The sequence below is a fragment of the Pseudomonas sp. genome (genome assembly GCF_028293835.1).
GTDB lineage: Bacteria > Pseudomonadota > Gammaproteobacteria > Pseudomonadales > Pseudomonadaceae > Aquipseudomonas.
In genome coordinates this window covers 44,539-65,072 of record NZ_JAQGNX010000064.1, presented here as the reverse complement: position 1 = coordinate 65,072, position 20,534 = coordinate 44,539, and the positions used below count along the sequence as shown (strand labels likewise).

At 58.5% G+C, this 20,534-nt stretch carries 19 protein-coding genes; 11 read left to right on the top strand and 8 right to left on the bottom strand.

Annotated elements, in window-relative coordinates; translation table 11 throughout:
• Window position 1 precedes the first annotated feature (1 nt).
• Window positions 2-1,087, bottom strand: coding sequence for an MBL fold metallo-hydrolase (locus JWR17_RS07600; RefSeq protein ID WP_299829896.1), 1,086 nt, complete (start codon window positions 1,085-1,087; stop codon window positions 2-4).
• A gap of 176 nt (window positions 1,088-1,263) precedes the next feature.
• Between JWR17_RS07600 and JWR17_RS07595 the strand changes: the two genes are divergently transcribed.
• Window positions 1,264-1,881 carry a TetR/AcrR family transcriptional regulator gene (locus JWR17_RS07595; RefSeq protein ID WP_299829895.1) on the top strand — a complete coding sequence of 206 codons (618 nt, stop codon included), beginning with the start codon at window positions 1,264-1,266 and terminating at the stop codon, window positions 1,879-1,881.
• A 23-nt stretch (window positions 1,882-1,904) separates the two neighbouring features.
• Here JWR17_RS07595 and JWR17_RS07590 read toward each other — a convergent pair whose 3' ends face one another.
• On the bottom strand, window positions 1,905-2,828 hold the full coding sequence (locus JWR17_RS07590; RefSeq protein ID WP_299829894.1) for a LysR family transcriptional regulator: 924 nt from the start codon (window positions 2,826-2,828) through the stop codon (window positions 1,905-1,907).
• Window positions 2,829-2,950: 122 nt separating this feature from the next.
• On the opposite strand from JWR17_RS07590, the gene JWR17_RS07585 reads away from it, so the two are divergent.
• Window positions 2,951-3,709 (top strand): SDR family oxidoreductase, encoded by a 759-nt coding sequence (locus JWR17_RS07585; RefSeq protein WP_299829893.1) that lies wholly within the window; start codon window positions 2,951-2,953, stop codon window positions 3,707-3,709.
• 36 nt (window positions 3,710-3,745) lie between these two features.
• Here the strand turns inward: JWR17_RS07585 and JWR17_RS07580 are convergent, their stop codons facing one another.
• Window positions 3,746-4,432 carry a DJ-1/PfpI family protein gene (locus JWR17_RS07580; protein ID WP_299829892.1) on the bottom strand — a complete coding sequence of 229 codons (687 nt, stop codon included), beginning with the start codon at window positions 4,430-4,432 and terminating at the stop codon, window positions 3,746-3,748.
• A 150-nt stretch (window positions 4,433-4,582) separates the two neighbouring features.
• On the opposite strand from JWR17_RS07580, the gene JWR17_RS07575 reads away from it, so the two are divergent.
• The 3 genes from JWR17_RS07575 to JWR17_RS07565 are packed head-to-tail and all read left to right on the top strand — an operon-like array spanning window position 4,583 to window position 7,186.
• Window positions 4,583-5,554, top strand: coding sequence for a GlxA family transcriptional regulator (locus JWR17_RS07575; RefSeq protein WP_299829890.1), 972 nt, complete (start codon window positions 4,583-4,585; stop codon window positions 5,552-5,554).
• A gap of 35 nt (window positions 5,555-5,589) precedes the next feature.
• Window positions 5,590-5,718 (top strand): hypothetical protein, encoded by a 129-nt coding sequence (locus JWR17_RS07570; RefSeq protein WP_299829888.1) that lies wholly within the window; start codon window positions 5,590-5,592, stop codon window positions 5,716-5,718.
• A 1-nt stretch (window position 5,719) separates the two neighbouring features.
• A complete protein-coding gene (locus tag JWR17_RS07565) occupies window positions 5,720-7,186 on the top strand; it encodes an amidohydrolase family protein (protein ID WP_299829885.1) in 1,467 nt (488 codons plus the stop codon).
• Window positions 7,187-7,194: 8 nt separating this feature from the next.
• Here JWR17_RS07565 and fahA read toward each other — a convergent pair whose 3' ends face one another.
• Together fahA and hmgA are read right to left on the bottom strand one after the other, a co-directional pair.
• On the bottom strand, window positions 7,195-8,490 hold the full coding sequence (gene fahA, locus JWR17_RS07560; protein ID WP_299829883.1) for a fumarylacetoacetase: 1,296 nt from the start codon (window positions 8,488-8,490) through the stop codon (window positions 7,195-7,197).
• Window positions 8,487-9,794 (bottom strand): homogentisate 1,2-dioxygenase, encoded by a 1,308-nt coding sequence (gene hmgA / locus JWR17_RS07555; RefSeq protein ID WP_299829881.1) that lies wholly within the window; start codon window positions 9,792-9,794, stop codon window positions 8,487-8,489. Before hmgA ends, fahA begins: the two co-directional genes overlap by 4 nt.
• 234 nt (window positions 9,795-10,028) lie before the next feature.
• On the opposite strand from hmgA, the gene JWR17_RS07550 reads away from it, so the two are divergent.
• The gene (locus JWR17_RS07550) at window positions 10,029-10,826 is read left to right on the top strand and encodes an IclR family transcriptional regulator (protein WP_299829880.1); all 798 of its coding nucleotides are present in this window, start codon (window positions 10,029-10,031) and stop codon (window positions 10,824-10,826) included.
• A 54-nt stretch (window positions 10,827-10,880) separates the two neighbouring features.
• Here JWR17_RS07550 and hppD read toward each other — a convergent pair whose 3' ends face one another.
• The 3 genes from hppD to glcC all read right to left on the bottom strand — a co-directional run bounded on the left by hppD (window position 10,881) and on the right by glcC (window position 13,736).
• The gene (gene hppD / locus JWR17_RS07545) at window positions 10,881-11,969 is read right to left on the bottom strand and encodes a 4-hydroxyphenylpyruvate dioxygenase (RefSeq protein ID WP_299829878.1); all 1,089 of its coding nucleotides are present in this window, start codon (window positions 11,967-11,969) and stop codon (window positions 10,881-10,883) included.
• A 142-nt stretch (window positions 11,970-12,111) separates the two neighbouring features.
• Window positions 12,112-12,744, bottom strand: a complete 633-nt coding sequence (gene maiA / locus JWR17_RS07540; RefSeq protein ID WP_299829876.1) for a maleylacetoacetate isomerase — start codon at window positions 12,742-12,744, stop codon at window positions 12,112-12,114.
• Between the two features lie 224 nt (window positions 12,745-12,968).
• On the bottom strand, window positions 12,969-13,736 hold the full coding sequence (gene glcC, locus JWR17_RS07535) for a transcriptional regulator GlcC (RefSeq protein WP_299829875.1): 768 nt from the start codon (window positions 13,734-13,736) through the stop codon (window positions 12,969-12,971).
• A gap of 231 nt (window positions 13,737-13,967) precedes the next feature.
• On the opposite strand from glcC, the gene glcD reads away from it, so the two are divergent.
• From glcD to JWR17_RS07510, 5 genes are all read left to right on the top strand, one after another.
• Window positions 13,968-15,467: a glycolate oxidase subunit GlcD gene (gene glcD / locus JWR17_RS07530; protein WP_299829873.1), complete on the top strand. Its 1,500-nt coding sequence runs from the start codon at window positions 13,968-13,970 to the stop codon at window positions 15,465-15,467.
• Entirely contained in the window at window positions 15,468-16,559 is a 1,092-nt protein-coding gene (gene glcE / locus JWR17_RS07525) for a glycolate oxidase subunit GlcE (protein ID WP_299829871.1), read from the top strand.
• A 2-nt stretch (window positions 16,560-16,561) separates the two neighbouring features.
• Window positions 16,562-17,779: a glycolate oxidase subunit GlcF gene (glcF, locus tag JWR17_RS07520; RefSeq protein ID WP_299829869.1), complete on the top strand. Its 1,218-nt coding sequence runs from the start codon at window positions 16,562-16,564 to the stop codon at window positions 17,777-17,779.
• 31 nt (window positions 17,780-17,810) lie between these two features.
• Window positions 17,811-18,212 carry a heme-binding protein gene (locus JWR17_RS07515; protein ID WP_299829867.1) on the top strand — a complete coding sequence of 134 codons (402 nt, stop codon included), beginning with the start codon at window positions 17,811-17,813 and terminating at the stop codon, window positions 18,210-18,212.
• Window positions 18,213-18,314: 102 nt separating this feature from the next.
• Complete coding sequence (locus tag JWR17_RS07510) at window positions 18,315-20,489, top strand: malate synthase G (protein ID WP_299829865.1); 2,175 nt, start codon at window positions 18,315-18,317, stop codon at window positions 20,487-20,489.
• Window positions 20,490-20,534 lie beyond the last annotated feature (45 nt).

Genomic DNA, 20,534 nt, shown 5'->3' with positions numbered 1-20,534 from the left:
GCTATACGTGATGCCGGCTACCTTGGGGCTGTCCAACCTCCCCCGTATTGGTCTCGACCACTCCTTTCACCCCTAGCCACCAGGTATGCCCGCGTGTGGGGTAATCCAGGTAAAACGGCTGGCCCATCTGTGGCGTGCTGATGGCGATGTTCTTCTCCCAGGCCAGCGCCAGGATGCGATCGAAGGGTTCGTGCCAAGCGTGCATGGCCAGGTCAAAAGTGCCGTTGTGGATCGGTAATAACCAACGGCCACGCAGGTCGATGTGCGCTTGCAAGGTTTCTTCGGGCTGCATGTGCACGTCTGGCCAGTCAACGTTATAAGCGCCGGTTTCCATCAACGTCAGGTCGAACGGACCGTAACGGTCACCAATCTGTTTGAAACCCTGGAAGTAGCCGCTGTCACCGCTGAAAAATATCTTCCGGTCGTCATCGATCATTACCCACGATGCCCACAACGTCTTGTTGCTATCGCGCAACGAGCGCCCGGAAAAGTGCTGCGATGGCGTGGCAACAAAACGCAAGCCATCGATTTCGGTCGATTGCCACCAGTCCAATTGCTGCACTTTGGCGGCCGGCACGCCCCATTCAATCAAGGTATCGCCGACGCCGATGGGGGCCAGGAAGTGCTCAGTCTTGTCTATCAACGCTTTGATCGCCATGTGATCAAGGTGGTCGTAATGATTGTGCGAGAGGATCACGGCCTTGATCGGCGGCAGGTCTGCGAGGCTGATGGGCGGCTGGTGAAAACGCTGCGGCCCGGCCCACTGTACCGGCGACGCACGCTCGGCAAACACCGGGTCAGTCAGAAAAAACTGATTGCGCAATTTGAGCAGCACCGTCGAATGGCCCAAGCGGAACACGCTGTTATTGGGCGCGGCGAGCAGTTGCTGGCGCGACAATGGCAGCACCGGAATGTCGCCTGCAGGGCGAGTATGGGTAGGTTTGCCGAAGAGCGACCGCCAAATCAGACGTAGGGTTTTCTGGAAACCCAAACGGTGCGTGGGTTTGTGGTTACGGTAGCGCCCTTCTTGCTGCAATGTAGCCATCACGGGGGCTGCGGTGTGCGCGGTAAGTGTTGTTTTGCTCATGAACGCTGACTCCAAGGAGCAGGACGATTCCTGGATCTTGACGAATAAGGATGGCAGGTAGAACTTGAAACGATTACAAATACACTACACAGTGTAGTTTTAAGCTTGCAACAACCCTGGCGACAAGTAAACTGCCGAGTGTAATTTTTTTAATCCGCCTGTCTGAAGCGAACCCTATGAAAGCCCCCCTACGCCTGACTGACCGTAAACGCGAAGCCATTGTCCAGGCGGCCATTGCCGAGTTTCGCGTCAATGGTTTTGAGGTCACCAGCATGGATAAGATCGCGGCCTTGGCGGAAGTGTCCAAGCGCACGGTGTACAACCACTTCCCGAGCAAAGAAGAGCTGTTCTCCGAGATCCTGCAACAGCTGTGGACCAGCAGCGGCAAGCTGCAAGACATGACGTACCACCCTGAGCGCCCGTTGCGGGATCAACTCAAGGACTTGCTGGAGTCGAAAATGCAAATGCTCGCTGACAGCAACTTCATCGACCTGGCACGGGTCGCCATCGCCGCCACCATTCACTCCCCTGAACGGGCGCAAAATATGGTCTCGCGCCTTAGCGAACGGGAAGAAAGCTTTACCGCCTGGGTTCGTGCCGCGCAGCTGGATGGCCGTTTCAAAGCGGTGGAACCGGCCTTTGCCGCAACGCAGATACATGCCCTGCTCAAGGCGTTCGCCTTCTGGCCACAAATCACCCAAGACGCCGACGTGTTAAGCACAACCGAGCAAAATGCAGTGGTTGAATCGACCCTGAACCTGTTTTTAGGCTGGTATGAAATCCCAGCTCCGTAGCAGATTATGTTTAACTTAATTACTTATGGGTTTGAAAGCCGTCCTCCCTCCCGCGCATGCTCTCTGAATATCACTTCCAGCCATTGCATGAAAATCCTCAATCGTTCCGGCACGTGCTGTTGTTGCGCATACAGCAGTGACACCTCCATTGGTGCGGGTACGTGGTCTGGCAATACCGACACCAATACGCCGCTGGCCAATGATTCGCGCATGCCCATCTTTGGCACCTGCACCAGTCCCAGACCGGCGCGGCAGGCAGACTCATAGGTTTCGGTGTTATTCACGGTGATACCGCCCGCCATGGGTAGCCGACGCAGCTTGCCGTTTTGCATGTACTCGAACCCATCGGAACGCGCGCCCAGTACCCCAACGTAATGAATCAGCTTATGCCCGGCCAAATCGTCGATGGTTTTCGGTACACCATACGTGCGCAAATAGTCCGGGCTCGCACAGTTGACCATCGTCACCCGACCAATTGAGCGCGCAATGACCGATTGATCAGGCTGGGCGCCCACCCTCAACACACAGTCGAAGCCTTCGCGCACCAGGTCGACTCGCCGGTCGGTGCTGTTGATTTCCAGCTCTACCTGTGGATGGCGACTCACAAATTCAGGCAGACGTGGTATGAACAGCTTGCGCGCCATTGCGCTGGGCATGTCAACCCGCAAGCGCCCCGCCAGCACTGCGCCATCCTGTCGAAACAAACCTTCAAGTTCGTCCATGTTCGACAACAGGCTTTTGCTGCGGTCGTACAGCACCAGTCCGTCCTGCGTGACCTGCACCTTGCGCGTGGTGCGGTGCAGCAACTGCGTGCCCATCAACGCTTCCAAAGCTTGAACATGCTCGGAAACGGTAGACCTGGGTAACCCCAGGCTTTCCCCCGCCTGGGTAAAGCTCGACAGCTCCGTAACCCTGACAAACGTCTTAAGCAGTTCCAGCTTATTCATCCCCAACCCCCAGGATTGTTCGGACTAGCCGATCAGTGATTCCGAATATGCGCTATTTATCACGTTGCAGCGGATAAATAAACTGACGTCACTGCCACCTACTTCCGCCAAAGGAACACACCATGACCCGCAAAATCGCACTTATAACCGGCGCCAGCCGTGGCCTGGGTAAAAACGCAGCACTGCACCTGGCTGCCCAGGGCATCGACATCATCGGCACGTTCCATAGCAACGCCGCTGAATCCCAAACGGTGGCCAGCGAAGTCGAACGCCTCGGTGGCCGCGCGGTAATGCTGCAGCTGGATGTCAGCGACAGCAGCACCTTTGGCGCTTTCAGTTCCCAGGTGGGCGATGCGCTGAAAAGCACCTTCAACCGCGACTCCTTCGACTTTCTGGTCAACAACGCCGGCACCGGGATAAACGCCAGCTTCGCCGACACCAGCGAAGAGCAGTTTGACCACATGATGAAGGTTCACCTCAAGGGGCCCTTCTTCTTGACTCAAGGTTTGCTGCCGTTAATTGCCGATCAAGGCAGGATCATCAATATTTCCAGCGGCCTTGCCCGATTTTCGATGGCTGGCATGGCTGCCTACGCCATGATGAAAGGCGGCATCGAAGTGCTCACTCGCTACCAGGCGCTAGAACTCGGTCCCCGTGGTATTCGGGTCAACACCCTGGCACCGGGCGCCATCGAAACTGATTTCGGCGGCGGTCTCGTGCGTGACAACGCACAGGTTAACCAATACATCGCGTCGGGCACAGCCCTGGGCCGCGTCGGTTTACCTGATGACATCGGGGGCGCCATTTTGATGCTGTTGACCGACGGTAGCGGCTGGATCAATGGTCAACGGATCGAAGCCTCGGGTGGCATTCACCTTTGATCCACTGAGGCAGCGCCTATGCAGCGCCTGAGTTTTTCAGGCGCTTTTCAGCTTGGCGGCAACCCGCGTCACCAGTAGTTGACGCTTGGCCAATGACGCAGCTCCGCGCTCAAGAGCTAACGCCATCACCTCGGCGCAAGCCGTGTCAGGATGACCCGAAGCAAACGGCGGCGCGGGTGCGTATTCCAGCTGCAATTGCGTGGTTTGGGCTTCCAGTTCGCCGAACAGTTCACTGACCAGGGTTAGCGCAAAATCGATACCGGCGGTGATCCCGCCGCCAGTCATCAGGTTGCCATCGCGCACCACCCGCGCCTGCACCGGGATCGCGCCCAACGCTTCCAGCAACCCGTGGGCCGCCCAATGGGTGGTTGCCCGACGCCCGCGCAATAATCCCGCCGCGCCTAACACCAATGCCCCGGTGCACACCGAAGTCACGAACCGCGCCGTTTGCGCATAATGTCGGATGAATGCCAGCGTCTCGGCGTCTTCCATCAGATCGTCGACCCCCTTGCCGCCCGGAATACAGATCACGTCCAATGGCGGGCAGTCAGCAAAGGCCGTGTCAGGCGTCAGAGTGAGTCCAGTGCTGGAGCGGACCGGATCAAGGTTCTTCCAGATCAGGTGGACAGTGACCTCCGGCAACGAGGCAAAGACATCATAAGGGCCGGTCAAATCCAGCTGTTGCAGTTTAGGGAACACAAGTAGACCAATGTGAAGCGTCATGGGGTTTCTCCTTCTTTTATTTTCGCCGCAGAGCACGCGGTGGACGAAGCCACTGTAGTCCGCTAGGCTTTGGCGGATACGCCAGATAACCCACCATTTAAGCCAACAGGGTGGATACAGCGTGCCGCCAACCCGCCACCGAGTGCCCGCATGCCCAACCCACTCAAAACCCTGTACCTGCTGGCGTTTCCAGACGTGCAGTTGCTGGACATTTCCGGACCGCTGCAGGTGTTTGCCACGGCCAATGAATTGATGCGCAAGCAAGGGCAGCCTGTGCCCTATGTGCTCAAGGTGGTGGCCGCCGAGCCTGGTTCGGTGGTTTCGTCTGCGGGATTGGGGCTGTTGACCTTACCGCTGCCAGGTTTCGATGAGAACTGCGACACGCTGATTATCGCGGGCGGACGCGGGGTTGATGCCGCTGCTGAAAATCCTGAATTGCTGAAATGGGTGCGCGGACAAGCTGCCAGGGTGCGGCGTTTGGCGTCCGTCTGCAGCGGCGCGTTTTTATTGGCGGCCAGCGGTTTGCTCGAAGGACGGCGCGTAGTGACTCACTGGAGCCGCTGCGATGAACTGGCCCTGCGGTATCCGCTGCTGAGGGTCGAACCCGATCCGATTTTCATCAATGAGGGTGGTGTCTGGACCTCTGCCGGGGTGACGGCGGGGATCGACCTCGCGCTGGCCTTGGTGGAGGAGGATTTGGGCCATGAACTGGCGCTGGCCGTGGCCCGGCATCTGGTGGTGTTTCTCAAGCGCCCCGGTGGTCAGGCGCAATTCAGCGTGACCCTGGCCCTACAAAAAAAAGCCGGGCGCTTTGCTGAATTGCACGCCTGGATCGCAGACAACCTCAGCGGTGATTTATCAGTCGCCAGCCTTGCTGAACGGGTCGGCATGAGTGAGCGCAGCTTCGTTCGCCATTACCGCACCGATACCGGAAATACCCCGGCAAGGGCCATCGAACAGTTACGCGTAGAGGCCGCACGGCGATTGTTGGGCGACACCGCCCTGCCGATCAAACGCGTTGCCAGCCGTTGCGGGTTTGGCACCGAAGAAACCCTGCGCCGCAGTTTTCTCAGGGCCGTTGCGGTGACGCCCCACGCGTATCGGGAGCGGTTTTCGGGATGAGATGCGCAAAAAACACGGACCCGGTAAGAGCGCCCTTGCCGCGATTGACTGCGCAGCGCGTTGCGGGACCGCTTCGCGGTCCATGGATGTGGCCTCGTTATGGCATGCTGCTGACCATTGACGATTATCGCGGCGGTGACCACCGCCTGCCGCTGGGAGACTGACATGCGCTATGACTTATTGATCCGCAACGCCCTGATCATCGATGGCACAAACACCCCGGCGTACCCCGCCGATGTCGCTATTTCAGAGGGCCGAATCCACCGTATCGGCGACCTCGAAGGCGAGTCGGCCGACCAGGAAATCGACGCCAAAGGCCGCGTGTTGGCGCCGGGCTTTATCGACGTACACACCCACGACGACACGGTGGTGATTCGCAAACCGCAAATGCTGCCGAAGATCAGCCAAGGCGTAACCACAGTGATCGTCGGTAACTGTGGCATCAGCGCTTCGCCGGTAAGTTTATCGGCCGAGCCACCCGACCCAATGAACCTGTTGGGTACCGCCGCGGCCTTCGTCTACCCACGCTTCAGCGATTACCGTGCAGCGGTGGACGCTGCCTGCCCAGCGGTTAACGTCGCTGCGCTGATCGGCCATACCGCATTGCGCAGCAATCACCTGGATGATCTGTACCGCACCGCCAGGCCGGCGGAAATCGCGGCCATGCGCGACCAGTTGCGGGACAGCCTTGAAGCTGGCGCGCTGGGGCTATCCACCGGTCTGGCCTATGCGTCGGCATTTTCGGCGGATACCGGAGAAGTAATGCAACTGGCCGAGGAACTGACGGCCTTTGGCGCGGTGTACACCACGCATTTACGCAGCGAATTCGAGCCGGTGCTGGAAGCCATGGACGAGGCTTTCAGCATCGGCCGTCACGCCAACGCTCCAGTCGTCATTTCCCATTTGAAATGCGCCGGCGCCGGTAACTGGGGCCGCAGCCCGCAGTTGCTCGAAGCGTTGGAAAATGCCGCACACAACCATCCGGTAGGCTGCGATTGCTACCCGTATGCCGCCAGTTCCTCGACCCTTGACCTCAAGCAAGTCACCGACGCTTTTCGGATTACCATCACCTGGTCGACGCCGCATCCGGATCAAGGTGGCCGCGACTTGATCGATATCGCCGCTGAATGGGGGCTGTCGTTACTGGACACCGCGCGCAAGCTGCAACCGGCTGGCGCGGTGTATTACGGCATGGACGAAAACGACGTGCAGCGCATTCTTGCGCATCCGCTATCAATGATTGGTTCGGATGGATTACCGGAAGACCCATTCCCGCATCCGCGTTTGTGGGGGGCATTTCCAAGGGTGCTGGGGCATTTCAGCCGCGATTTGGGTGTGTTTCCCCTGCACACCGCCGTGCACAAAATGACCGGGCTTTCCGCTGCGCGTTTCGGCCTGCATGAACGCGGAGAAATCCGTCAGGGTTATTGGGCAGACCTGGTGCTGTTTGACCCCGCGCTCATCCGCGACGTTGCCGACTTCAACGACCCACAACGCGCCGCCGAGGGCATTGATGGCGTGTGGGTCAACGGCCATCTGAGCTATGCCGATGGCCAGAGCCAAGGCACGCGGCACGGGCGGTTTTTGCCGCGCAGCGGGTCGTTAAGTGCGGGGTTTAGCGGCGAATTTTGAATCCAAAGCTAGATCACAACGCCGCGGCATTCGCCAAATCCTATCGAGGCATATCCTTTTCGCTGGCAGCGGGCGCGGAAGATCACTTCGTCGCCCGCTTCCAAAAAGCGTCGGGACTCGCCGCTGGACAGGGTCAAGGTGGTTTTTCCGCCGTCGCTGATTTCCAGCAGACTGCCAAACTGCCCGGGCTGTGGTCCTGACAAGGTTCCCGTGCCGAACAAATCACCCGGCTGCAATTTGCAGCCATTGACGCTGTGGTGCGCAACCATTTGCGCGACGGTCCAGTACATGTTTTGCGTGTTGCTCAAGGCCAGACGCTGTGCCGGCATGCCCTGCTCTTTCATCCGCTCGGTGAGCAGCACCACTTCAAGTTCGATGTCCAGCGCGCCGCTTTGCTGATCCGCTGCATCCAATAGATATGGCAAGGGCTGTGGATCGCCATCAGGCCGCGCCGGTTGAGCGATGCGAAACGGTTCCAGCGCTTCGGCAGTCACCACCCAGGCCGAAATGCTGGTGGCAAAACTCTTCGACAGAAATGGCCCCAGCGGCTGGTATTCCCACGCCTGTAAATCCCGTGCCGACCAGTCGTTAAGCAAGCAAAAGCCGGCGATATGCTGCGCTGCGTCACCGATGGCGATGGCTTCGCCCATAGTATTGCCCGGGCCAATCCACACGCCCATTTCCAATTCGTAATCCAGCCGTTTGCTCGGCCCGAACTCGGGAACCACAGCGCCTGGCGCCAAGGTCTGACCGTTCGGACGCTGCACCGGCGTATCAGAAATACAAATGGTCGAGGCGCGACCGTGGTAACCGATGGGCACATATTTGTAGTTGGGCAGCAACGGATTGTCCGGGCGAAACAGTTTGCCGACGTTCATGGCGTGGTGGATGCCGACGTAAAAGTCGGTGTAATCGCCAATGCGCGCCGGAACGTGCATCTGACAATCGGCCATGGGATGCAGCAAGGTTTCAGCCAAGGGTCGCAGTCGCGACAGGTGCGGACTGCCGTGATCCAACAGGTGCAGCAGTTCACCACGCAGTGCACGCCGGGCGGGTGCGCCCAAGGCGAAAAAGTCGTTGAGCTGATCACGGCTGGCAGCTTCGGCGGCGTCACGGGCGGCACCCTTGAAAAAACCCGCATCCAGCGCCGCACGCAGGTCAAATATCATGTCGCCAATGGCCACGCCACCGCGTTTGCTCAGGCCGTCTCGGCTGAAAACCCCCAGCGGCAGATTGTGCAACGGAAAATCGCTGTGGCCGTTGGCTGACGTTACCCAACTGAGGGCATTCGATGGAGAGGTCATGCTTGGTTTCCCGAATCAAAGGTTTTGGCCATGCCTGTCCAGCAGGCATCGTAATCGGTCTGTAAGTGCCGACATTCAAGGGCGTGACGGCTAGGCCGCAGCACTTTGCCGGTCTCGAACATGAAGGCCATGGTGTGGTCGATTTTGTGCGGTTTGAGCTCCGTGGCCATGGCTTTTTCTGCCGTGGCGTTGTCCGGCCCATGGGCACTCATGCAGTTGTGCAGCGACACGCCGCCAGGTGCGAAACCCTCGGCTTTGGCATCGTAAGCGCCGTCGATCAAGCCCATGAATTCGTTCATCAGGTTGCGGTGAAACCACGGTGGCCGAAAGGTTTTTTCGGCCACCATCCAGCGCGGCGGGAAGATCACGAAGTCAACGTTGGCCTGTCCATGCACCGCACTGGGCGCGGTCAACACGGTAAAGATCGACGGATCGGGGTGGTCAAAACTCACCGAACCCAAGGTATTAAAACGGCGTAAATCGTATTTGTACGGCACGTTGTTACCGTGCCAGGCGACCACGTCGAACGGTGAATGATCGAGCTGAGTGGCCCAGAGTTCACCCAGAAATTTCTGTACCAGGTGTACTGGCTCATCGCGATTTTCAAACTGCGCGACGGGCGTTAGAAAATCCCGTGGATTGGCTAGCCCATTACTGCCGATCGGTCCCAGGTCCGGTAAACGCAACGCGCAGCCGTGGTTTTCGCAGACATAGCCCCGGGCGCTGGCGTCGAGTAATTGCACGCTGAATTTCAGCCCGCGCGGCAATACTGCGATTTCTTGTGGCTCGATCTGCAGCACGCCCAATTCGGTGACGATGCGCAAACGGCCGGTCTGCGGCACGATCAGCCACTCACCGTCGGCGTTGAAAAAGGCGCGGTCCATGGACGTGTTAGCGCAATAGACATAAACGCTGACACCTTCAACCTGATCCGCAGCCGCCGTGCTGGCCAGGCCGGTCAAGCCATCGAGAAAGTCAGTGGGCTCGGTGGGGATATCGAACGCATCCCAGCGCAGGCGGTTCGGGGTGATCGGGCCAGTCTCCTGGCCAACGATCTGTCGCGTCAAACGCTTAAAACGTGGGTGCGCCGCCGAGGGTTTGATGCGGTATAGCCAGGTCCGCCGTGCGTCGGCCCGGGGCACCGTGAACGCCGTGCCGGAAAACTGCTCGGTGTACAGGCCGTGTGAATGCCGCTGCGGGGAATTCTGCCCAAGCGGCAACGTACCTGGCACTGCTTCGCTGCTGAACTCGTTACCGAAACCGCTCAGATACACCAGGGATTCAGGAGAGTGGGCTATGAACATCTTGACCTCTTTTTTACTTACGAGTGACCTGTTGGGAGCTGCCAAAGGCTGCGATTCGACCCAGACGGGGCGGTTTCGTGATTCCGATGAAGGTCTTGCCGACCTTTCGCAGCCTTGGGCAGCTCGTACAGGGATCGGGTGCAAACAACGTAATTAGATTACGCATAACGTAATTTGAGTTTGTGATGAGGTCAAGCTATAAAGCAGCCTTCCCAGACCGGCGCGCCCTTATCCATGACAGCGGAAATCGATAACCCAGCAGGCCCACGTCAGCAAAAAGTCCAAGCGGCGGAAGTCGGTGTTGGCATCCTTAAAGCGTTAGCCGAATTGGCGCCTGCCACCTCGTTGTCAAAACTGGCGGAACACGTGGGCATGCCGGCGAGCAAGGTCCACCGCTACCTGCAAGCGCTGGTTGCCAGTGGCTTCGCCGAGCAAAACATCGCCACCAATCACTATGGCCTCGGCCGTGAAGCCTTGCTGGTGGGATTGGCTGCGCTCGGACAACTGGACGTGTTGAAAACGGCTGCACCGCACTTGTCCGCGTTGCGTGATGACCTCAACGAAACGTGCTTTCTCGCGGTTTGGGGCAACAAAGGACCGACCGTGGTCTACGTCGAACAATCCATCGGCGCGGTGACACTGGTGACACAAATCGGTTCGGTGTTGCCGCTGCTAAGCTCGTCCACCGGGCTGGTGTTCAACAGTTTTCTGAGCAGCAACGAAACGGCGCTGCTGGCCGAGCTTGAGTCAGGCCATTTGAGCGCCCAGCACTTGAAAGACGCTGAGAAACACCTTAAGGAAATCCGCAGCACCGGGGTACATCAGATTCACGGTATGTTGATGGCTGGGGTCAACGCCGTGTCATCACCCGTGTTTGCCATGGGCGATAAGCTCGCGGGCGTGGTAACGGTAGTGGGGTCGGCGTCAATGTTTACTGGCGCGGCGCAAGATCAGGCGGCGCTGAAACTGCTGAAAACCGCCCAGGATATAAGCTTGAGGATGGGTGGCAGTTTTCAGCCTCGTATTGATTGAGAACAGATCCCATTGTAGGAGCCAACGTGTTGGCTCCTACAGACCGATTACAGATCAATCCGCAGCTAGAACCCCACGTTTTACCTGATCCCGCTCGATGGATTCAAACAGCGCCTTGAAGTTGCCTTCGCCAAAGCCGTCATCGCCTTTGCGCTGGATGAACTCGAAGAACACCGGCCCCATGAGGGTTTCCGAGAATATTTGCAGCAGCAACCGCCGTTCGCCGCTGTCGGACGTACCGTCGAGTAAGATGCCCCTTGACTGTAATTCGTCCTGGGGCTCGCCGTGGTTGGGTAGACGCCCTTCCAGCATCTCATAGTAAGTGGCAGGCGGCGCAGTCATGAAGCGCATGCCAATGGCTTTCAAGGCGTCCCAGGTCTTGATCAAGTCATCGGTGAAAAACGCGACGTGCTGAATGCCCTCGCCGTTGAACTTCATCAAGAATTCTTCGATCTGGCCCGCACCCTTCGACGACTCTTCGTTCAACGGGATACGGATCATGCCATCCGGCGCGGTCATGGCTTTGGAGGTCAGGCCGGTGTATTCGCCTTTGATGTCGAAGTAACGAAGCTCACGAAAGTTGAACAGCTTCTCGTAGAAGTTCGCCCAATACGCCATGCGCCCCCGATAAACGTTGTGAGTCAGGTGGTCGATGAACTTCAGTCCGGCGCCTTCTGGGTGCCGCTCCACGCCTTCTATGAAGTTGAAATCAATGTCATAAATGGATGTCCCTTCGCCAAACCGGTCGATCAAATACAAGGGCGCCCCACCAATGCCCTTGATGGCAGGCAGCCTCAATTCCATTGGGCCGGTGGCGATTTCCACCGGCTGTGCGCCCAGTTCCAGCGCGCGATTATAGGCTTTTTGTGCGTCCTTGACCCGGAACGCCATGCCACACACCGACGGTCCATGTTCCGCCGCAAAATACGAAGCGACGCTGTGGGGTTCGTTGTTGAGGATGATGTTGATCTCACCCTGACGGTACAGCGACACGTTCTTGGAGCGGTGATTAGCGACCTTGGTGAAGCCCATGATTTGGAACACAGGCTCAAGGACATCAGGAATCGGCGAGGCGAATTCGATGAATTCAAAGCCCATCAGGCCCATTGGGTTTTCGTAAACATCAGCGTAGAGATCAGCCATGACATGGCTCCTTGCAGTAGAGAGTGGAAGTCGAAATCGAGTCGCTCTCTACACAGGTGGCGCGCAGGGAATACCCCGCACGCTGCGGGCAAGGAAATCGCCGAAAATAAGCTGTAAGCCCAAGACTCTCATATTGAATGGATCACTCTGGCTTGTCGGATTGCGAGTCGGGATGGGCAACCTGGAAAGCACTATGCTGCAGGGCCAACTGCTCGACCCGGCGAATTTTCGGATAGTCGGTCAGGTCCACCTCAAAGCGGCGGGCGGCGTACAGCTGCGGCAACAAAAACACGTCGGCCAGACCGGGGGCGCCAAAACAGAATGCGTCATCGCCTATCAGCGTTTCGACCGCATTGAAGCCTTCGGTGATCCAATGGCCGATCCATTCGACCACTTCCGTTTCCGGGCAGGCAAGCCCCCGCAAGCGTTTCAGCACCGAGACGTTATGCAGTGGATGAATATCACAACCAATCAACGCTGCAACGGCCCGGTGTTGAGCGCGCTGTATCAAGTCTGCGGGCAACAACGGCGGCAGGGGGTAGCGCTCTTCGAGGTATTCAATGATCGCCGAAGACTGGATGATCACGTTACCACTGTCCAGCCGCAGCGCCGGCACCCTGCCCTGCGGGTCAATGGCGAGGTAATCGGGGTTGAGGTGTTCACCGCCGTCGCGAATCAGGTTGACCGGAATCGAGTCGTACGCAAGCGCTTTCATCGCCAACGCGATGCGAACCCGGTAGCTGGAAGTTGAACGGTAATAGGTAAATAGGTCCACGGGGCTGCCTGCTTCGTTGCACGTTTCCCGTTAAGGATAGCTGCGGGAGACATGGCTGCTTGTTATTATTCGTAATCTGATTACGCAATGCGTAAGTTGAGGGAGATGGCAGTTGATGTCAAGGCGGGTGCATCCGGTCAGACGCCTTCGGGAATGAGTTCGCTACTACAGGGGAACCGCGACCCAACCGTGGAATTTATTCGCGAAGGGTCCGTATCTGACGCTTACGTCCACCCTTCCAGCCGCAATGTCGATCTCACCAACCGCTGTTCTTCGTTTTCGATTTCCTTGAGGTTATCGCTGATGCTTTGGATATGCGCTATAGCGGCCTTGCGCGCCTGTTCCGGCAGGCGTCCGGTGACGGCGTTGTATAAGCGCGCATGTTGCCGGTCGATCTGACGCTTTTGCGGCTCGCGGTGGTAAAGGTTATTCACCGACGCAAACACCGTATTCAACAGCAAGTCCGTCAACGACCGCAGGGTTTGCACCAGCACCGGATTGTGCGACGCCTCGCAGATGGCCAAGTGAAACGCATGGTCCAATCGCGCATGCCCAGACGCTTCCAGTGGCTGACCGTGGGCCGCGATCAACGCTTCGTAGCTGCGGGTGATCAAAACGAAATCGGCATCCGTGCCGCGCAAGGCCGCCAACCGTGCGGACTCGCCCTCCAGCAGACTGCGCACTTCAAACAAGTCATACAGCGTGCGCGGCTGCGAGCCGAATAAATGCATCAACGGCGAGGCGGCAGTGGGGCCAGATAATTGTGCGACAAACGAACCCTTACCCTGCTCCGTATCAATGATGCCCCTGGCGCGCAGTATTTTGAGACCTTCTCGCAGGGCGGTCCTGGACACGCCGAGCTTTTCGGTCAGGCGTCGTTCGGACGGCAAGATCTGCCCGGTTTTCAATACCCCGTCGACGATCAAGCGCTCGATACGCTCGCATACCACGTCGGCAACCTGCGGCGCACGAGGCGCAGAGGACGAATCCATGCTTATCTCCACTGGTATGACCAGTTTATAAACTTAAGACACCTGAATCAGTTCAGTAATTTAATCTATTGAAATAAAAGATATTTTTTAAACAACTCAGAATATCAAATCAAAAGAACTGGTTCGACCACGAGCGTAAGTCATGGACAGTACTGCTCTGACAGCCAATGATGCAAGTCAGTCGATCGTAGTATCGATCCTCCAATAAAAACAACGAAGGGTTGTCAGCCCATGAACATCCTTTACGACGAACGCGTCGATGGAGTTTTACCGCCCTCTAACAAAGCCGAGCTGTACCTGGCCCTGCGCGAACAGCTGCCCGACCTTGATGTCCTCCATCGTGAAGAAGAGCTCAAGCCATACGAGTGCGACGGCCTGTCGGCATACCGCACCACGCCAATGTTGGTGGTATTGCCGCAGCGCATCGAGCAAGTAGAAACCCTGCTCAAGCTGTGCCATGAGCGCCAGGTTCCGGTTGTGGCCCGCGGTGCCGGCACGGGTTTGTCTGGCGGCGCACTGCCCTTGGCAAAGGGCGTGCTGCTGGTGATGGCGCGATTTAATCAGATTCTGGAAATCGACCCGGCTGGACGCTTCGCCCGTGTACAACCCGGGGTGCGCAATCTGGCGATTTCCCAGGCGGCCGCGCCCTTTGGCCTTTACTACGCGCCGGACCCGTCGTCGCAAATCGCCTGTTCGATCGGCGGCAATGTCGCCGAAAATGCCGGTGGCGTTCACTGCTTGAAATACGGCCTGACCGTGCACAATCTGCTGAAGGTAGAAATCCTCACGGTCGAAGGCGAGCGCATGACGTTGGGCTCCGAAGCATTGGATTCGCCCGGCTTTGACTTGCTGGCGTTATTCACAGGCTCCGAAGGCATGCTCGGCATCATTACCGAAGTTACGGTCAAACTGCTGCCCAAGCCGCAAATCGCCCGCGTGCTGTTGGCGGCGTTCGACTCAGTGGAAAAAGCCGGGCGTGCGGTTGGCGATATTATTGCCGAAGGCATTATTCCCGGTGGCCTGGAGATGATGGATAACCTGGCGATTCGTGCGGCCGAAGATTTCATTCACGCTGGCTACCCGGTGGACGCCGAAGCGATTCTATTGTGCGAATTGGATGGCGTTGAAGCCGACGTGCATGACGATTGCAACCGGGTCCGCGAAGTCCTGGAAAAGGCCGGCGCCACTGAAGTACGCCTGGCCCGGGATGAAGCTGAACGGGTAAGGTTTTGGGCCGGACGTAAAAATGCCTTTCCCGCCGTCGGACGCCTGTCGCCAGACTATTACTGCATGGACGGCACCATTCCCCGTCGCGAACTGCCGGGGGTATTGAAGGGCATCACCGCATTGTCCGAAGAATACGGGCTACGAGTGGCCAACGTTTTTCACGCCGGTGACGGCAACATGCACCCACTGATTCTTTTCGATGCCAACCAACCCGGCGAGTTGGACAGGGCCGAAGCCCTGGGCGGCAAGATTCTCGAATTGTGCGTCAAGGTTGGTGGCAGCATCACCGGTGAACACGGCGTCGGTCGCGAGAAAATCAACCAGATGTGCGCGCAGTTCAACAGCGACGAATTGACGTTGTTTCATTCGGTGAAAGCGGCGTTCGACCGCACCGGCCTGCTCAACCCTGGCAAGAACATTCCGACCTTGCACCGCTGTGCTGAATTCGGCGCCATGCACGTACACATGGGCAAGTTGCCCTTCCCTGAATTGGAGCGTTTCTAAATGCTCGCTCAAAAAGATCACGCTCAACCTGACAGCGACGCCAGCGCTGCGTTGCTGGAGCAGGTCAATCAAGCCTATCAAAACGGCACACCGCTGCGGATTCAGGGCGGCAACAGCAAATCGTTCCTGGGCCGGGAAGTCTTTGGGGAAATCCTCGACACCCGCGCCCATCGCGGCATCGTCAGTTACGACCCGACCGAACTGGTGATCACCGCCCGCGCCGGCACACCGTTGCACGAATTGAATGCTGCGCTGGAAGCGGCTGGGCAAATGTTGCCCTGCGAGCCACCCAGCTTCAGCCAGAACGGCATCGACGACGCCACCGTTGGCGGCATGGTTGCTGCCGGGCTCTCCGGGCCACGTCGCCCGTGGTCCGGCTCCGTGCGCGACTTTGTCCTCGGTACGCGTGTGATTACCGGCCTCGGCAAGCACCTGCGTTTCGGCGGCGAGGTGATGAAAAACGTGGCGGGCTACGACCTTTCCCGGCTGCTGACCGGCAGTTATGGCTGCCTCGGCTTACTGACCGAAGTCTCGCTGAAGGTCCTGCCCAAACCGCGCCAATGCTTCAGCATCGCCTTGGAAATGGATGCCATTCATGCCTTGCGACGACTGGCCGAATGGGGCCAGCAACCGATCCCCATCAGCGCCGCGAGCCATGACGGCCAAGTGTTACGCCTGCGTTTGGAGGGCGGTGAGGGTTCGGTCAAAGCGGCCCATGATCGCCTCGGCGGTGAGCCGGTAGACAGCCACTATTGGCGCGAGCTCAATGAGCAGCGCCTGGGGTTTTTCGATGAAGGGCCAACACTGTGGCGCCTGTCACTGCCCAATAACACCGGCGTGCTGGCGTTACCGGGTGAGCAGCTAATCGATTGGGGCGGCGCTCAGCGCTGGTTGAAGTCCGACGCCGATGCCGCGCAGATTCGCGCCATCGTCAGCGAAAACGGCGGTCACGCCACCTGCTACGGCCATGCCGCTTGTGACAGCCCTTTTCAGCCGTTGGTTAACCCGTTGCTGCGTTATCACCGCCAGTTGAAAGATCAACTCGACCCGAGGGGAATTTTTAACCCGGGCCGTATGTACGCAGAGATCTGACCATGCAAACCACACTCAGCGAAAAAGCCAAACAGCTGCCCCGTGCCGAAGAAGCCGAGAGCATCCTGCGCAGCTGCGTGCATTGCGGTTTTTGCAATGCCACCTGTCCGACTTACCAACTGCTAGGCGATGAACTGGATGGTCCCCGTGGGCGCATTTACCTGATCAAGCAAGTGCTGGAAGGCAACGAAGTCACCGAGCGCACCCAGTTGCACCTGGACCGCTGCCTGTCCTGCCGTAACTGTGAAACCACCTGCCCGTCCGGCGTCGACTATCACAATCTGCTGGACATCGGCCGCGCCGTGGTCGACCAGGCGGTGCCGCGCCCATTGAGCCAGCGTCTGTTGCGCAGCGGTTTACGGGCCGTGGTGCCCAATGCAGCGCTGTTCAAGAATCTGATTCAGTTGGGCAGGGTCTTTCGTCCATTAATGCCGGGTGCGCTCAAAGCCAAGCTGCCCCGGCAGATTCACCCGGCGCGCCCGCGTCCCACCGAGCAACATGCACGCCGTGTGTTGATGCTCGAAGGCTGCGTGCAACCGGGCTTGTCACCCAATACCAACGCGGCCACCGCCCGGGTCCTGGACCGTTTGGGCATCAGCATTACGCCCATCAGCCAGGCCGGCTGCTGCGGCGCAGTGGACTATCACCTGAATGCGCAAGAAGCGGGTTTAAATCGTGCTCGGCGCAACATTGATGCCTGGTGGCCGAGCGTCGAGAGCGGCGCCGAAGCCATTGTGCAAACCGCCAGCGGCTGCGGGGCCTTCGTCAAAGATTATGGGCACCTGCTCAGGGACGACCCAGCCTACGCCAGCAAAGCGCAAACCGTCAGCGCCCTGACCAGGGATCTGGTGGAAGTGCTGCGTGAAGAGCCTCTGGAAAAGCTCGGGGTGAAGAGTGATTTACGCCTGGCGTTTCATTGCCCCTGCACGTTACAGCATGCGCAAAAGCTCGGCGGCGCCGTCGAAGGCGTGCTAAGCCGACTGGGTTTCAACTTGACCGCCGTGCCCGACGGGCATTTGTGCTGCGGCTCAGCCGGGACTTACTCAATTACCCAACCGGAGCTGTCGCGGCAATTACGCGACAACAGAATGAATGCGCTGGAGAGTGGCAAGCCGCAAGTGATCGTCACTGCTAATATCGGCTGCCAGACCCATTTGGACAGTGCCGGCCGGACCCCGGTCAGGCATTGGATTGAACTGGTCGAAGACGCGCTGCACTAATTGCTTTAATAACGTTTTATTGGAGAGTCAGATGAAAACCAAAGCCGTATTGAGCCAGACCGAAGTAGGCCAAATCCTCGCCGCCGCACGTGCCGAAGCACTGAAAAACAACTGGGCGGTATCGATTGCCGTGGTCGACGATGGCGGCCACCCATTGGCTCTGGAACGTCTGGACGGCTGCGCACCGATCGGCGCTTACATCGCCCAGGAAAAAGCCCGCACCTCAGCATTGGGTCGTCGCGATTCCAAGGGTTACGAAGACATGGTCAATGGTGGTCGCAACGCTTTCCTGTCCGCACCCTTGCTGACTTCTCTTGAAGGTGGCGTGCCGGTGATCGTTGACGGCCAGGTAATCGGCGCCGTGGGCGTGTCCGGGGTCAAAGCCGACCAGGATGCACAAGTCGCCAAAGCCGGTGCTGACTGCTTTAAATAATCATCGCTTGAACCTGTAGGCGCCGCTGACAGCCTCGCAGCCGAACGCCGCATTTGGCGGCGCTTACAGGGATTGCGTTACGAATTGAACGGAGAGCCCGACATGACCGATTTTGTTAACTGCCAACGCCTGAAAGTGGCTGCCAATCTGCAACGTTTCATCGACGACGAAGTACTGCCGGGTACGGGCCTGGACCGTGACGCTTTCTGGAGCGGATTCGATGCCCTGGTGCATGAACTGGCGCCGCTGAACCGCTCGCTGCTGGCCGAACGTGATCGCTTGCAGATTGAGTTGGACACTTGGCATCGGGCTCATCCTGGCCCCATCAGTGACATGCCGGCCTACCGTGCATTTCTCACCTCCATTGGTTATTTGCAACCGCAACCAGCCCAGGTGCAGGCCAGCACCGCCAACGTCGATATCGAAATCAGCAGCCAGGCAGGTCCGCAATTGGTGGTCCCTGCGGTCAACGCTCGCTATGCGCTGAACGCCGCCAACGCGCGCTGGGGTTCGCTGTATGACGCGTTGTACGGCACTGATGCCATCGCCGAAACCGACGGTGCGGAAAAAGGCAGCGGCTACAACCCGGTACGCGGCGCCAAGGTCGTCGCCTTCGCCCGCGCCTTCCTCGACGAAGCAGCACCCCTGGCCAGCGGCTCTCACGCCGATGCCCAACGTTATGCCATCGACTCTGGAAAACTGCTGGTGACGTTGGCCGACGGCAGCCAGACGCAGCTCAAGCAGCCCGAAAAATATATCGGTTACCAAGGCGAAGCGGCTCAGCCCATCGCCATCCTGTTGAAAAACCATGGTCTGCACGTTGAAATTCAACTCGACGCCACCAGCGCCATCGGCAAGATCGATGCTGCGGGCGTAAAAGATTTGCTGCTGGAAGCTGCCGTGTCGACCATTATCGATTGCGAGGATTCGGTGGCCGCGGTGGATGCTGACGACAAGGTCTCGGTATACCGCAACTGGCTAGGCCTGATGAAGGGCGACCTGACCGAAGATTTAGTCAAAGGCGGCAAGACCATCACCCGCCGCCTGAACGCCGACCGCGAGTACACCGCCGCTGACGGCGGGTCGGTGAAGCTGCACGGCCGTGCGTTGCTGTTGATCCGCAACGTAGGCCATTTGATGACCAACCCGGCGATTATCGACGGCGAAGGTCATCAAATTCCCGAAGGCATTCTTGATGGCGTGGTCACCAGCCTCATCGCTTTGCATGACCTGGCCGGTCGCAAAAACTCGCGCACGGGCAGCGTATACATCGTTAAACCAAAAATGCACGGCCCGGCCGAGGTCGCCTTTGCAGCGCAACTGTTCAGCGCTGTCGAAGACCTGCTGACGCTGCCGCGCAACACCCTGAAAATGGGCATCATGGACGAAGAGCGGCGCACCAGTGTCAACCTCAAGGCCTGTATTGCCAGTGCGTCGGCGCGGGTTGCGTTCATCAACACGGGCTTCCTCGATCGCACCGGCGACGAGATGCACAGCTCCATGGAAGCCGGCGCAATGTTGCGCAAAGGCGAAATGAAAAACACTCCGTGGATCAAGGCCTATGAGCGCAGCAACGTGCTGGTGGGTCTGGCGTGCGGTTTACGCGGCCGTGCACAGATCGGTAAAGGCATGTGGGCCATGCCGGACTTGATGGCCGACATGCTGGTACAGAAAATCGGTCACCCGAAAGCCGGGGCCAATACCGCGTGGGTGCCCTCGCCTACCGCCGCCACGTTGCATGCGTTGCACTACCACAAGGTTGACGTTCGGGCGATTCAGCAAGAACTGGAAAAAGTTGAGCTGGCCAGCGAGAGCGAGCAAATCCTCAACGACTTGCTGACCATTCCAGTGTCGCCGGATGCCCGATGGACGGCTGAAGAAATTCGCCAGGAAGTCGAAAACAACGCCCAAGGCTTGCTGGGTTATGTGGTGCGTTGGGTGGAACAAGGCGTGGGTTGCTCCAAGGTGCCGGACATCCACAACGTCGGTTTGATGGAAGACCGAGCGACACTGCGGATTTCCAGCCAGCACATGGCCAACTGGATACGCCACGGCGTGGTCAGCGAAGCGCAGACCCTGGATACCCTCAAGCGCATGGCGGCGGTGGTCGATCAGCAAAACGCCGGGGATTCGCTGTACACGCCCATGGCTGCAGACTTCGAGGGTTCAGTCGCCTTCGAAGCAGCCTGCGCGCTGGTTTTCAAAGGCCGCGAGCAACCAAGTGGTTATACCGAACCGTTGCTGCATGAGTTTCGCTTGGCGTTTAAACAGCAGTAACAGCGAGAGGCGCGGTCTGCCAGTCAAACCGCGTCGCTCCGCGCC